At 58.8% G+C, this 14,144-nt stretch carries 11 protein-coding genes; 9 read left to right on the top strand and 2 right to left on the bottom strand.

The window, feature by feature from the left end; translation table 11 throughout:
• The first annotated feature begins 36 nt into the window (after positions 1-36).
• The 5 genes from minC to BLT55_RS03800 all read left to right on the top strand — a co-directional run bounded on the left by minC (position 37) and on the right by BLT55_RS03800 (position 4,695).
• Positions 37-777 carry a septum site-determining protein MinC gene (gene minC, locus BLT55_RS03830; protein ID WP_055001170.1) on the top strand — a complete coding sequence of 247 codons (741 nt, stop codon included), beginning with the start codon at positions 37-39 and terminating at the stop codon, positions 775-777.
• 230 nt (positions 778-1,007) lie between these two features.
• A complete protein-coding gene (gene minD, locus BLT55_RS03825; RefSeq protein WP_007253434.1) occupies positions 1,008-1,820 on the top strand; it encodes a septum site-determining protein MinD in 813 nt (270 codons plus the stop codon).
• The gene (minE, locus tag BLT55_RS03820) at positions 1,820-2,074 is read left to right on the top strand and encodes a cell division topological specificity factor MinE (RefSeq protein ID WP_002552653.1); all 255 of its coding nucleotides are present in this window, start codon (positions 1,820-1,822) and stop codon (positions 2,072-2,074) included. Before minD ends, minE begins: the two co-directional genes overlap by 1 nt.
• A 90-nt stretch (positions 2,075-2,164) precedes the next feature.
• On the top strand, positions 2,165-2,800 hold the full coding sequence (locus BLT55_RS03815) for an RluA family pseudouridine synthase (RefSeq protein WP_054084135.1): 636 nt from the start codon (positions 2,165-2,167) through the stop codon (positions 2,798-2,800).
• A 605-nt stretch (positions 2,801-3,405) separates the two neighbouring features.
• Positions 3,406-4,695, top strand: a complete 1,290-nt coding sequence (locus BLT55_RS03800) for a M18 family aminopeptidase (RefSeq protein ID WP_054084137.1) — start codon at positions 3,406-3,408, stop codon at positions 4,693-4,695.
• 231 nt (positions 4,696-4,926) lie between these two features.
• Here the strand turns inward: BLT55_RS03800 and BLT55_RS03795 are convergent, their stop codons facing one another.
• Together BLT55_RS03795 and BLT55_RS03790 are read right to left on the bottom strand one after the other, a co-directional pair.
• Positions 4,927-8,529: a beta strand repeat-containing protein gene (locus BLT55_RS03795; RefSeq protein WP_445941172.1), complete on the bottom strand. Its 3,603-nt coding sequence runs from the start codon at positions 8,527-8,529 to the stop codon at positions 4,927-4,929.
• Between the two features lie 962 nt (positions 8,530-9,491).
• Positions 9,492-10,211 carry a UTRA domain-containing protein gene (locus BLT55_RS03790; RefSeq protein WP_055002079.1) on the bottom strand — a complete coding sequence of 240 codons (720 nt, stop codon included), beginning with the start codon at positions 10,209-10,211 and terminating at the stop codon, positions 9,492-9,494.
• 354 nt (positions 10,212-10,565) lie between these two features.
• On the opposite strand from BLT55_RS03790, the gene BLT55_RS03785 reads away from it, so the two are divergent.
• The 4 genes from BLT55_RS03785 (at position 10,566) to BLT55_RS03770 (ending at position 14,144) form a co-directional block, all read left to right on the top strand.
• On the top strand, positions 10,566-11,633 hold the full coding sequence (locus BLT55_RS03785) for an ABC transporter substrate-binding protein (protein WP_055002080.1): 1,068 nt from the start codon (positions 10,566-10,568) through the stop codon (positions 11,631-11,633).
• 81 nt (positions 11,634-11,714) lie between these two features.
• Positions 11,715-12,521: an alkaline phosphatase family protein gene (locus tag BLT55_RS03780; protein WP_055002081.1), complete on the top strand. Its 807-nt coding sequence runs from the start codon at positions 11,715-11,717 to the stop codon at positions 12,519-12,521.
• Positions 12,518-13,360 carry an ABC transporter permease gene (locus BLT55_RS03775; protein ID WP_055002082.1) on the top strand — a complete coding sequence of 281 codons (843 nt, stop codon included), beginning with the start codon at positions 12,518-12,520 and terminating at the stop codon, positions 13,358-13,360. The genes BLT55_RS03780 and BLT55_RS03775 overlap by 4 nt, the downstream gene beginning before the upstream one ends.
• Positions 13,347-14,144 (top strand): ABC transporter permease, encoded by a 798-nt coding sequence (locus tag BLT55_RS03770; protein WP_055002083.1) that lies wholly within the window; start codon positions 13,347-13,349, stop codon positions 14,142-14,144. Before BLT55_RS03775 ends, BLT55_RS03770 begins: the two co-directional genes overlap by 14 nt.

Genomic DNA, 14,144 nt, shown 5'->3' with positions numbered 1-14,144 from the left:
GGCACTTTTAGCGACAAGCTGTTGTGTATATCAACCATGAGCCAGATTGAATCGCAAAACCCGGAACCCGTATTTCAGCTCAAGGGCAGCATGCTCGCCATCACCGTGATGGAGCTGACCCGAGCCAATCTCGAAGCGCTCGACAGGCAACTGGCGGCGAAAGTGGCGCAGGCCCCCAACTTCTTCAGCAATACACCGCTGATTCTGGCGCTCGACAAGCTCGCACCGCACGAAGGCCCGGTGGATTTGCCCGGTCTGGTGCGTATCTGTCGCCAGCACGGCCTGCGCACCCTGGCGATTCGCGCCAATCGCATCGAAGACATCGCCGCCGCCATCGCCGTCGACCTGCCGGTACTCCCGCCGTCCGGCGCCCGTGAGCGCGTACTGGACCCGGTCGAAGCCGAGGCGCCGAAGAAAATTCCGGAAAAACCGCCAGAACCGGTCATCAAGCCAACCCGGTTGATTACCGCGCCTGTACGCGGCGGTCAGCAGATTTATGCCCAGGGTGGCGATCTGGTGGTGGTTGCGCCAGTCAGTCCCGGTGCGGAACTTCTGGCCGATGGAAACATCCATGTGTACGGCCCGATGCGCGGCAGGGCACTGGCGGGTATCAAGGGTGACACGCGGGCACGGATCTTCTGCCAGCAACTGAGCGCCGAGCTGATTTCGATCGCCGGGCAGTACAAGGTCTCCGAGGACCTGCGCCGCGACCCGTTATGGGGTTCGCCGGTCCAGATAAGCCTTTCGGGTGATGTGTTGAACATCATTCGTCTTTAACGGATACTGCCGCAATTTTCAAAGTGTCTCTGTTTCGCCACGAAAAGGTCGTCAAGGCTGTAGGAAATCCTGAAAGCATTGTTTTTCAGTCGGCATATGAGTTGAAAGTAGTAGCCGGGTGCTAGCTTTCCAGGACCATGCCTGTTGATTTCCAGAATACTTCGACCCCCGTTGCGTCACGAGATGCTTCTCAGGACTAACTGTCCTTTTTCATCTAGGGGTGATTCACCTTGGCCAAGATTCTCGTTGTTACATCCGGCAAGGGTGGTGTGGGCAAGACCACTACCAGCGCCGCCATCGGTACAGGTCTCGCACTGCGTGGCCACAAGACTGTCATCGTCGACTTCGACGTCGGCTTGCGTAACCTCGACCTGATCATGGGCTGCGAGCGTCGCGTGGTGTATGACTTCGTCAACGTGGTCAATGGCGAAGCCAACCTGCAACAGGCTTTGATCAAGGACAAGAAGATCGAAAACCTGTTCGTCCTGGCCGCCAGCCAGACCCGTGACAAGGATGCACTGACCAAGGAGGGCGTAGAAAAAGTCCTCATGGAATTGAAGGAAACCTTCGAATACGTGGTTTGCGACTCGCCGGCCGGCATCGAGACCGGTGCTCATCTGGCCATGTATTTCGCCGATGAAGCGATTGTCGTGACCAATCCGGAAGTTTCGTCGGTACGCGACTCCGACCGCATGCTGGGCCTGCTGGCCAGCAAATCGCGTCGCGCCGAGCTGGGCCAGGACCCGATCAAGGAACACCTGCTGCTGACACGCTACAACCCTGAGCGTGTGAGCAAGGGCGAGATGCTGGGCGTGGAAGACGTCAAGGAAATCCTCGCGGTGACCCTGCTGGGCGTGATTCCCGAATCCCAGGCGGTTCTCAAAGCGTCCAACCAGGGCGTGCCGGTTATTCTGGATGACCAGAGCGATGCCGGTCAGGCGTACAGCGATGCGGTCGACCGCTTGCTGGGCAAGACACTTGAGCACCGTTTTCTGGATGTGAATAAGAAAGGATTCTTTGAACGTCTGTTCGGGGGTAAATGATGAATATTTTTGACTTCTTTCGTGACCGCAAAAAAGAAAGCACGGCCTCGGTCGCGAAAGAGCGTCTACAGATCATCGTTGCCCACGAACGTGGCCAGCGGAGTACGCCGGACTACCTGCCTGCCCTGCAGAAAGAGCTGGTGGAAGTGATCCGTAAATACGTCAATATCGAGTCCGATCAGGTTCAGGTCGCTCTGGAAAGCCAGGGCAGCTGTTCGATTCTGGAACTCAATATCACCCTGCCCGATCGCTGATCAGGCAATCGCTGGCGGCGGTATCGGCGCACTTCTCTGGAAGCCGCGCCTTTACCGCCGTTGCCGTTTCTAGCGTTTCGAGGCCGTTGCATGCCGTTGTCGAACATCCGCATCATCCATCAGGACGCTGCCGTTCTGGTGATCGATAAGCCCACCCTGCTGCTTTCCGTCCCCGGCCGTGCCGATGACAACAAGGATTGCCTGATTACCCGCCTGCAGGAAAACGGTTTCCCTGAAGCCCGCATCGTCCATCGTCTGGACTGGGAAACGTCCGGCATCATCCTGCTGGCGCGTGACGCCGACACGCATCGCGAGCTGTCGCGTCAGTTTCATGACCGCGAGACCGAAAAAGCCTATACCGCACTGTGCTGGGGTCAGCCGTCGCTGGACAGCGGCAGTATCGACTTGCCGTTGCGTTACGACCCGCCGACCAAGCCGCGCCATGTGGTGGATCACGAAGGCGGCAAGCATGCGCTGACGTTCTGGAAGGTTATCGAGCGGCATGACACGTACTGCCGGGTCGAACTGACACCGATCACCGGCCGCTCGCATCAATTGCGTGTGCACATGCTGTCGATCGGGCATCCGCTGCTGGGCGATGGTCTGTACGCCCATCCCGAAGCGCTGGCGGCCTATCCGCGCCTGTGCCTGCACGCCAGCATGCTGAGCTTCACGCATCCGGGCACTGGCGAGCGCCTGACTTTCGAGTGCCCTGCGCCGTTTTGAACGGTCATTGAGTTGTGCCGCGCAATGCAAGGGTTTGCGCGCTTGCAGGCAGGAACGCACATATTCTTTTCTCGTTCCCACTCCGCGTGGTAATGCCTCTCGTGACGCTCTGCGTCACACAGCAGTTCTGAGATGTCAGTGGTGCCTGTTCATGGCTCAAGGCACCTTTTCGCCCCTCGGCGAGTGACTTTGAAGGATCAAAGTAACCAAAATCCCGGCTCCGTTTCCGGCCCGACTTCGTCGGGTTCCTTCGTCCTGACACCGATCCGGCGGTCGCCGCAACGGGCCATCCATGGCCCGGTGCGGCTTGCTCGGCGTCCTGCCTCGCATCCCCCGGATCAGCGCCAGGACTCAGCCGTCACTTACGTCGCAATCTGCGTCGTTAGTGCAATCGTGATCAAAAAGCATTTTGTGGTAGTGGCAGCGGGACAGGCATAACGTTGCGCCGCATCGGAGATGTATGACGCGTAGCGTCACGAAATCCATGCAAACGCGGAGTGAAGTGACACAAGAATCAGTTGGGCTTGTGTATCGCGCTAAGCGCAACCCAAGGCAGCGAATGAGCCAATGCGGTAAACTCGCATCATTGCTGTCTGGAGCTATTTATGCGCGACGAGTTGAACAAAGGCCTCATCGATTTCCTCAAGGCTTCCCCTACCCCCTTTCACGCCACAGCCACCCTCGTGCAACACCTCGAAGCTGCCGGGTTTCAGCGGCTGGACGAGCGTGACACCTGGGCCATAGAAACCGGAGGACGTTACTACGTCACGCGCAATGACTCCTCCATTGTTGCGTTCAGAATGGGTCGCCAGTCACCACTGACCGGCGGCATCCGCATGGTCGGCGCGCACACCGACAGCCCGTGCCTGCGGGTCAAGCCGCAGCCCGAGCTGCAACGTCAGGGTTTCTGGCAACTGGGGGTCGAAGTCTATGGCGGCGCACTGCTTGCACCGTGGTTTGATCGCGATCTGTCGCTGGCCGGGCGGGTTACGTTCCGCCGCGATGGCAAGGTCGAAAGCCAACTGATCGACTTCAAACTGCCGATTGCGGTCATCCCCAATCTGGCCATTCACCTCAATCGCACCGTCAACGAAGGCCGGGCGATCAATCCCCAGACCGAGCTGCCGCCGATTCTTGCGCAAGTGGCGGGTGATGAGCGCGCAGACTTCCGCGCGCTGCTGACTGACCAATTGGCACGCGAACATGGCCTGAACGCCGACGTGGTGCTTGATTACGAGTTGAGCTTCTACGACACCCAGAGCGCGGCGATTGTCGGTCTCAATGGCGATTTTCTCGCTGGCGCCCGGCTCGACAACCTGCTGTCGTGCTTTGCCGGGCTGCAAGCATTGCTCAACAGCAACAGCGACGAAACTGCGCTGCTGGTCTGCACTGACCACGAAGAAGTCGGCTCGTCCTCTACCTGTGGCGCAGACGGTGCCATGCTGGAACAGATCGTCCGGCGCCTGCTGCCCAGCAGCGAGGACTACGTGCGGACCATTCAGAAGTCACTGATGATCTCCGCCGATAACGCGCACGGCATACACCCCAACTATGCCGACAGACACGACGCCAACCATGGCCCGAAACTCAATGCCGGGCCAGTGATCAAGGTCAACAGCAACCAGCGCTACGCCACCAACAGCGAAACGGCCGGTTTCTTCCGTCACCTGTGCATGGCCGAAGAAGTCCCGGTTCAAAGCTTCGTGGTGCGCAGCGACATGGCCTGTGGTTCGACCATCGGGCCGATCACCGCCAGCCATCTGGGCATCCGCACGGTCGATATCGGCTTGCCGACGTTCGCGATGCACTCGATTCGGGAACTGGCTGGCAGTCATGACCTGGCGCATCTGGTCAAGGTACTGGGCGCGTTCTATGCCAGCCACGAGCTGCCATAGTCAGTGAGGGCGCAAACGGTCTCGGGGCAGCGCGCTGTTCCCGTGTACCGTCCGCGGGCGTTCGATCGATGCCTGTCAGAATAAAAATCCGGCGTTCGCCAGTGAGAAATAAAAAAGAGCACAGCGCCGTGAATTCTGTACGTAGAAAAGGGGACTCCATGTCCCGCACCCTATTGACGTACCCTGTCAATGACTTAATACCGGTGCTTTCCCATGAACGGGTGACCGGCTTTAAACAGCGTCGTCTTCTGGCATATTGACGATATCGTCATCGTCGTTCACGTAATAAGGCATATCTGCCTCAACGCCGTTCTCTCCCGTTTTGGCAACCAGTTGCCGGTATTTCTTACCATCCCAGAGCCTGAAGATAAGCGTGGAGTCTTCGCCCCCCGAAAGCGTCGAGCCCTCACTGCCGATAAGCTTGCTGCGTGCGCCTGCGATCAGAACGCTGTTCTTTCCGGCGGTCAACTTGCTTTGGTCTCCAGCCATTAGCGTGCAGTCATTGCCACCGGTTAGTTTGCTTCGATCTCCGGCGGTCAGATAACTGTTGTTACCCGCCAGCAACTTGCTGCGATCGCCCGCTGTCTGATTACTGTCTGCACCGGCAATAAGCCTGCTGCGATCACCGGCCATTTGTACACTGAACGCACCGGCAATAAGCGTGCTGCGAAATCCCGCCGTCTGCGAACTACCCTTGCCGGCGATCAGCATGCTTTTGTGCCCGGCAACCTGAATACTTTCATGGCCCGCAATCAACGAACTGCCATAACTTGCAATCTGGTTACTGCCGTAACCTGCTGTCAATGTACTGCGCATGCCCGACGTCAGGCTGCTGCCGTAACCTGCGATCAAGACACTGCGCAGCCCGGCGATCAGCGTACTGCCATAGCCCGCCGTCAACAGGCTTCTGATTCCGCTGGTCAAGGTACTGCCATAACCGGCAATCAGCGAACTGTCTTCTCCGGCAGTTGCCGTACTGCCGTAGCCCGCCGTCAATGAACTTCCACGTTCTGCAATTTGCGTACTGCCATATCCAGCCGTGAGGGTACTTTCATAGCCTGCTGTCTGAGTGCTGCCATAGCCTGCAATCAGCGAACTGGCGAAGCCAGCGGTGGACGTACTGCCGTAGCCGGTGGTGAGCGAGCTGTTTTCCTGGGCCGTCTGGGTACTGCCATAACCGGCGGTCAATGTGCTCTCGTAACCGGCTGTCTGCGTGCTGCCATAACCCGCAATCAGCGAGCTGGAGTAGCCTGCGGTGGAGGTGCTGCCGTAGCCGGTGACCAGATCACTGCGTTCCTGTGCCGTCTGCGTGCTGCCGTAGCCGGCGGTCAACGTACTCTCGTGGCCTGCGGTCTGCGTACTGCCGTAACCCGCAATCAGCGTGCTGGAATAACCGGCCGTGGAGGTACTTCCGTAACCGGTGATGAGCGAGCTGCTGTCCTGTGCCGTCTGGGTACTGCCGTAACCGGCGGTCAATGTGCTCTCGTAACCGGCGGTCTGCGTGCTGCCATAACCCGCGATCAATGAGCTGGAATAGCCTGCGGTCGAGGTACTTCCATAGCCGGTGACCAGGTCGCTGCGCTCCTGGGCTGTCTGGGTACTGCCGTAACCGGCAGTCAGGATGCTTTTGAAGCCCGCCGTTTGCGTGCTCCCGTACCCGGCAATCAACGAACTGTTCGACCCGGCGGTTGACGTACTGCCATAACCTGCAACCAGATCGCTGAGTTCGCGCGCGGTCTGAGTGCTGCCATAACCGGCGGTCAGCATGCTTCTGTAACTGGCTGTCTGGGTACTGCCATAACCCGCGATCAGCGAGCTGCCCGAACCTGCCGTGCCCGTACTTCCATACCCGGCAATCAAGTCGCTGCCGTCTCTGGCCGTTTGGGTACTCCCGTAACCCGCCGTCAGAATGCTCTTGTGGCCTGCCGTCTGCGTACTGCCGTAACCCGCCGCGATGAAGCTTTGATGACCAGCCGTGCCGGTACTTCCGTAACCGGAAGTAAGGTTGCTGTCGGCGCCGGCCGTTTGGGTGCTGCCGTAGCCTGCCGTAAGTTCGCTGCCTTGCCGGGCAGTCTGAGTACTGCCGTAACCCGCAGTGAGCGAGCTGTCACTGCCGGAGGTCTGGGTGCTGCCGTAACCGGCGATCAGCGAGCTGTCGGCACCTGCTGTTCCAGTGCTGCCGTACCCGGCCGTCAGGTTGCTGTCTCCCTGAGCGGTCTGGGTACTGCCGTAACCCGCTGTCATGGTGCTGTCTGCGCCGGAGGTCTGCGTGCTGCCGTAACCCGCAATCAACGAGCTGTCGGAGCCTGCCGTCCCGGTGCTGCCATACCCGGCCGTCAGGTTGCTACCCTCTTGAGCCGTTTGCGTACTGCCGTAACCGGCCGTAAGCGAGCTGTCACTGCCGGAGGTCTGGGTGCTGCCATAGCCGGCGATCAGCGAGCTGTCGGCACCTGCTGTTCCAGTGCTGCCGTACCCGGCCGTCAGGTTGCTGCCTTCCTGAGCCGTCTGGGTACTGCCATAGCCTGCCGTCATTGCGCTGTCTGCGCCGGAGGTCTGCGTGCTGCCGTATCCCGCGATCAGCGAACTGTCGGCGCCTGCCGTGCCGGTGCTACCATACCCGGCGGTCAGGTTGCTGCCTTGCTGAGCCGTCTGAGTACTGCCGTAGCCGGCCGTCAGTGCGCTGTCACTGCCGGAGGTCTGGGTGCTGCCATAACCGGCAATCAGAGAACTGTCGGCGCCTGCCGTGCCGGTACTGCCGTAACCGGAAGTCAGGTTACTACCCTCCCGAGCCGTCTGCGTGCTGCCGTAGCCCGCCGTGAGCGAGCTGTCACTTCCCGAGGTCTGGGTGCTGCCATAACCGGCGATCAGTGAACTGTCTGCGCCCGCCGTACCAGTGCTGCCATAGCCAGAAGTCAGGTTGCTGCCTTGCTGGGCCGTTTGCGTACTGCCATACCCCGCCGTCAGCGCACTATCACTGCCGGAGGTTTGCGTGCTGCCGTAACCGGCGATCAGAGAACTGTCGGCGCCTGCCGTGCCGGTACTGCCATAACCGGACGTCAGGTTGCTGCCTTCTTGAGCAGTCTGCGTGCTGCCGTAACCGGCGGTGAGCGAACTGTCTCCCCCGGAGGTCTGGGTGCTGCCATACCCGGCGATCAGTGAGCTGTCGGAGCCTGCCGTGCCGGTGCTGCCATACCCGGCCGTCAGGTTGCTGCCTTCCTGGGCGGTTTGGGTACTGCCATACCCCGCCGTCAGCGAGCTGTCCTCTCCGGAAGTCTGAGTGCTGCCGTAACCCGCGATCAGCGAGCTGTCGGAACCAGCCGTCCCGGTACTGCCATAACCCGCAGTCAGGTTGCTGCCTTCCCGTGCGGTCTGGGTGCTGCCGTAGCCAGCCGTCAGCGAACTGTCCCCGCCCGAGGTTTGCGTACTGCCATAACCGGCAGTCAGCGAGCTGTCGGAACCGGCCGTGCCGGTGCTGCCATACCCTGCCGTCAGGTCGCTGCCTCCGCGTGCGGTCTGGGTACTGCCGTAGCCCGCCGTCAGTGCGCTTTCACCTCCTGCAGTCTGAGTGCTGCCATAACCGGCGACCAGCGAGCTGTCGGAGCCAGCGGTCCCTGTACTGCCATACCCGGCAATCAGATCACTGTTGTTACCGGCCGTCTCGGTGCTTCCATAACCAGCAATAAGCCGACTGTTGTTTTCGCCACTTAACGTGCCGCCGTAAGTAGCGGTCTGCAACGATTGCGGCGTCGCGGCCGGCAGTAGCCCCCCAGAATTATCCGCCCGGCTGATCAGCGCGACGTCGAATACCTCGTGACTGACAATGTGATCTGCCATGGGCAAAACGATGTTTGCGACAACGGGCGCAGGGGGTGATGCACAGTCGGACTGATGCGTCGAAATAAAGTGCGACGCACTGCTCTTGTCGCCGACATGAACCACCTCGGCCCGTGGAAACTTGACCATTCCCGACTCTTCCAGGCCGATCATGTCTGCTAAAGCAACTTCACAGACAATCCACCGCGCATCGGCATGCATACTCAGAAAAGCGCTGGTTCCAGCCCCCCACAACAAACCCACCAGTCCATTCTCGTGCTTTCGGGTGGACTGCCAGTGTTTGCATTCAACGGCCCCTGTCGCGGGCCATACAAGACCACAATGATCGGCCATGTTATTGGCACACGTGCGCAACACTAACGCCTTTTCGAGAGTCATTAGAGCATCCTCATAGATCCTTTTAATAAAAGCAGTCGTACTCATTGAGCAGGGCTTTACAGGACAACTGCCGTGTACGCCTTCACATCCAAAAACCGAAACTCACGCACGTAGCCAACTAACTAGTGCGCAACCTTTCGCACTAAAAACCTACCACACTGTTTTAGTAAATATTAATTAATTCGAACTTTTTTTAGAAAATTCATCTAAGGAGACGCTGATTTATTCTAAAACCCAGCTGTTGCCCCCAGATAAATCAAGGCCTCCAGAGCGTTGCAGGGACGAAAAATCGAATAAATCAGCGCCTCCCTAACAAACCAAAATAAAAATCCTGAGAAAACACATAAAAAAACCAACTAATTTACGCCTGCCCGATCAGGCATTCTAGAACCATTTTCATTAATTTTTTTAGTTAATCAGCCGTCTTTATTCTGCTTACTCTATGAAACCGACTGTATCTAAAACATCTGATCGAGGACCGACAACAGCGTTTTCTTATAAAAAACAGTCAACTAACGAATCCTCAAACTCTGCGGAAAACACTCACGATGAGTGTCCGGCCAGAGGGGGCGCAGTGCTGAGTTTCAGTGACCTTGCACCGCCGCACGCACATGAATAGCATCATGGCGCCAGTACTCCAGATCACAATCGATCAACAGTTCATTGCGATCGTAATTGACGCGCGCGATGCGCAGGCCGGGGCTGCCCAGCGAGACCTTCAGCGCAGCAGCCGCTTCGGCGTGCAGCGCGGTGGGGACCATGTCGAAGCGCACCTGGCCGTAGTGAAGGTCGTAACATCGGGCGTAGAGTTCAGTGAGCGACTCGCTCAGATCATGTTCGAGAATGCCGGGGAACAATTCCGGCCTCAGGTAATGCTCCACGTACAGCACCAGGCGCTGATCGATACGTCGTGCGCGGCATATCTGAATCACGCTCGACAGCGCGGGCAGCTCCAGCATTTCACAGATCATGGCCGACGCCGGCTGCAGGCGGGCCGAAAGCAGTTGGGTCTGCGCCACTCGGCCCTGTGCGCAGACCATCGCATGAAAATGACTGCGCCGAATCAGGTCATAGGCCAGCCGTGGCGGTGAGATGAACCAGCCACGCCGCTCCTCTCGATAGATCAGCCCCTGGGCCTCCAGTTGCAGGAGGGCCTCACGCAGGGTAATGCGCGTGGTGCCGAACACCTCACTGAGCTTGCGCTCGGCAGGCAGTTTGCTGCCGTGCGGCAACAGACCGTGCTCTATCTGTTCCTGCAACGCCTTGCAGATAGTAGTTACCGCCCGTGGCACATCTTCGCGCATTCCCGTACCTGCCTGGACTAGACCAGCCCTCTGGCGGAGCACACATTCGTGCCGCAACCGCTGTTAACTCCATCGTTGCAAGCCTAGGCCGGGCAGATGACGGTGCTGTGACATGACGTATCACAATCCATGCCAGACAGCGCTGAAAAAGCCTTGAAAGCCTTGAGAAGCGGGCACCTCGCAATGGTCTACGCTTAGCCCGAAGCAGTGCTAGGCCAGATGAAAAACGGCGTACTTCGTCATTCTCGACACGAAAATGTCATGCAACCCGCCTAACTTGGCTCAGGTATTGCTGAACTAGACCACACCTTCCGCGATGAACACTTCTGCTAAAGAAGTGCACAGGAGCTCCGAATGAAACATCTTTTGTTGGCATCACTCCTCGGTTCAGCCATGGCAATGAGTTCTCTGGCCATGGCTGCGGAGACAGATCTTAAAACCCTCGAAGCAGCCGCCAGAGCCGAAGGTGCGGTGAATAGCGCCGGCATGCCGGATGACTGGGCCAACTGGGGCGGCATCTGGAAGGACCTGGAAGCCAAATACGGCCTCAAGCACATGGACACCGACATGAGTTCGGCCCAGGAGATCGCCAAGTTCGATGCCGAGAAAGACAACGCCAGCGCTGACATCGGTGACGTAGGTGCGGCCTTCGGCCCCATCGCGATAGACAAGGGTGTAACTCAGCCTTACAAGCCAAGCACCTGGGAGCAGATTCCGGACTGGGCCAAGGACAAGGAAGGCCATTGGGCGCTGGCCTACACCGGCACCATTGCCTTTATCGTCAACAAGAACCTGCTGCACGGTTCTGAAATCCCGAAAAGCTGGGCCGACCTAGAAACCGGTAAGTACAAGGTTTCCATCGGTGATGTAGGCACCGCTGCACAGGCTGCCAACGGTGTACTGGCCGCTGCCATTGCCATGAAAGGCGACGAAAGCAATATCGAGCCGGGCCTGGCACTGTTCACCAAGCTGGCTCAACAAAAACGTCTGTCGCTGGCCAACCCGACCATTCAGACCATCGAGAAAGGCGAAATTGAAGTCGGTGTGGTCTGGGACTTCAACGGCCTGAGCTACAAAGCCAAGATGACCAAACCCGATGATTACGTGGTGCTGATCCCGTCGGACGGCTCGGTGATTTCCGGCTATACCACGATCATCAACAAGTACGCCAAGCACCCGAACGCCGCAAAGCTGGCGCGTGAATACACCTTCAGCGATGCGGGTCAGATCAGGCTGGCAGAAGGCAATGCACGCCCGATTCGTGTAGAGCACCTCAAACTGCCTGAAGACGTCCAGGCCAAATTGCTGCCGCAAGAGCAGTACAAGAATGCCAAGCCGATCAAATACGCGGATAAGTGGGAGGCAACCTCCAAAGCCCTGCCGCAGAAGTGGCAAGAACAAGTCATCATCGAGATGAACTGATCGCCACTGCGACTCAGGGATCGAGTCGTATGACGCGGGCGAGCCAGTCTCGCCCGCACTCTTTCGCCCGAGCGAGTCGCCATGAAACACAACGTTATCCTGATCGTGCTCGATGGCCTCAATTACGAAGTGGCGCGCCACGCGATGGGCCACCTTCAAGCCTGGCATGATGCCGGCCGGGCCGCGCTCTACAAGCTGGAGTGCGAGCTGCCCGCCCTTTCACGCCCGCTGTACGAATGCATATTGACCGGGGTCGCGCCTATCGACAGCGGCATCGTACACAACAACGTCTCGCGCCTGTCCCGCGAACGCAGCATCTTTCACTATGCCCGCGACGCCGGGCTGAGCACCGCAGCGGCGGCTTATCACTGGGTCAGCGAGCTGTACAACCGCACACCCTTCGACGCCGCACGCGACCGCCACACCGACGCACCCGACCTGCCGATTCAGCACGGTTTGTTCTACTGGGCCGATCACTACCCGGACTCGCACCTGTTCGCCGACGCCGAAAGCCTGAGGCTGAAACACGCACCGAACTTTCTGCTGATTCACCCGATGAATATCGACGACGCCGGGCACAAGCACGGCCTCGACACCGCGCAATACCGCAACACCGCCCGCAACGCCGACATCATTCTGGCTGACTACCTGCAACGCTGGCTGGACGCGGGCTATCAGGTGCTGGTGACCGCCGACCATGGCATGAACAACGACCGCTCACACAACGGCCTGCTGCCGGAAGAGCGCGAAGTGCCGCTGTTCGTCATTGGTGATGCGTTCAGCCTGAATGTCGATGCAGCACCGCGCCAGACCGAGCTGTGCGGCACGATCTGCGCACTGCTCGGCATCCCTCATGACAAACCGGTCTGTCAGGAGATTCTCAATTGATCCGCTTATCCCGGGGCAAATGGCTGGGCCTGCTGTGCCTGATACCGTTTGCGCTGTTCTTCATCGTGTTTCAGATTGCGCCGCTGCTCTGGGTGGCGATCAACAGCCTGCAAAGCGACGCCGGTTGGGGCCTGGAAAACTTCGTCCGGGCGTTCAGCTCGAAGTTCTACCGTCAGGCGATCCAGTACAGCCTCGAGATCAGCTTCTGGTCGAGCCTGTTCGGCATTCTGATCTCGATTCTGGGCGCCTATTCGCTGCGCAAAGTGGATTCACGGCTGCGGGACTTCGTCAATTCGTTCGCCAACATGACCAGCAACTTCGCCGGTGTTCCGCTGGCGTTCGCCTTCATTATCCTGCTCGGATTCAACAGTGCGCTGACTCTGATCCTCAAGCAGGCCGGGATCATTGATGACTTCAATCTGTATTCCAAGACCGGTCTGATCATCCTCTATACCTACTTCCAGATTCCCCTCGGCGTGCTGCTGCTCTACCCGGCGTTCGACGCTGTACGCGAGGACTGGAACGAATCGGCGGCGCTGCTGGGGGCGAGCAGTTATCAGTTCTGGCGCTACATCGGCCTGCCGGTGCTGACCCCGGCGCTGCTGGGCACCTTCGTGATTCTGCTGGCCAATGCGCTGGGCGCCTATGCCACGGTGTACGCCCTGACCACCGGCAACTTCAACGTGCTGCCGATCCGTATTGCCGCGATGGTGGCCGGTGACATCACGCTGGACCCGAACATGGCCAGTGCCCTGGCGATGATTCTGGTCGGGCTCATGACACTGGTAACGGTGGTTCATCAGTGGCTGTTGAAAAGGAGCTACCATGTCGCGCGCTGAGCGAGGACCTGCCGGGGTTTACCACAAGACCGTGGTCTACCTGCTGTTCCTGATTCTCTTGCTGCCACTGGCCGGCACGTTTCTGTACTCGATTGCGACCAGTTGGTCGGCGACCATTCTGCCCAGCGGGCTGACCTTCAAATGGTACGTGGCACTGTGGAGCGATCCACGCTTTCTGGCGGCGTTCAGTCAATCACTGCTGGTCTGCTTCGGCGCGCTGATACTGTCGGTGGTGCTGATCCTGCCGCTGCTGTTCGTGGTGCATTACTACTTCCCGCGTCTCGACGGGCTGATGAACATCCTGATCCTGCTGCCGTTTGCCGTGCCGCCGGTGGTGTCGTCAGTGAGGCTGTTACAACTCTACGGCTCAGGGCCGATGGCCATGGTCGGGACGCCGTGGATTCTGATCGGCTGCTATTTCACCATCGCCCAGCCCTTCATGTACCGCGCAATCACCAACAACCTGCAGGCGATCAACCTGACCGACCTGATGGACGCTGCGCAATTGCTCGGTGCCAGCACCTGGCAGGCGGCCTTTCTGGTGGTGCTGCCGAACCTGCGCAAGGGCCTGATGATCGCCCTGCTGCTGTCATTTTCCTTTTTGTTCGGCGAGTTCGTATTCGCCAATCTGCTGGTCGGCACCCGCTATGAAACGCTGCAGGTGTACCTGAACAACATGCGCAACAGCAGCGGTCACTTCAACAGCGCACTGGTGATTTCCTACTTCCTCTTCGTGCTGGTGCTGACCTGGGCCGCCAATCGACTGAACAAGGACAAAGACTGA

It is taken from the genome of Pseudomonas cannabina, from assembly GCF_900100365.1.
Lineage (GTDB): Bacteria > Pseudomonadota > Gammaproteobacteria > Pseudomonadales > Pseudomonadaceae > Aquipseudomonas > Aquipseudomonas cannabina.
The sequence above is the reverse complement of the archived record's forward strand: the minus strand, read 5'-3'. Positions and strand labels throughout refer to the sequence as shown.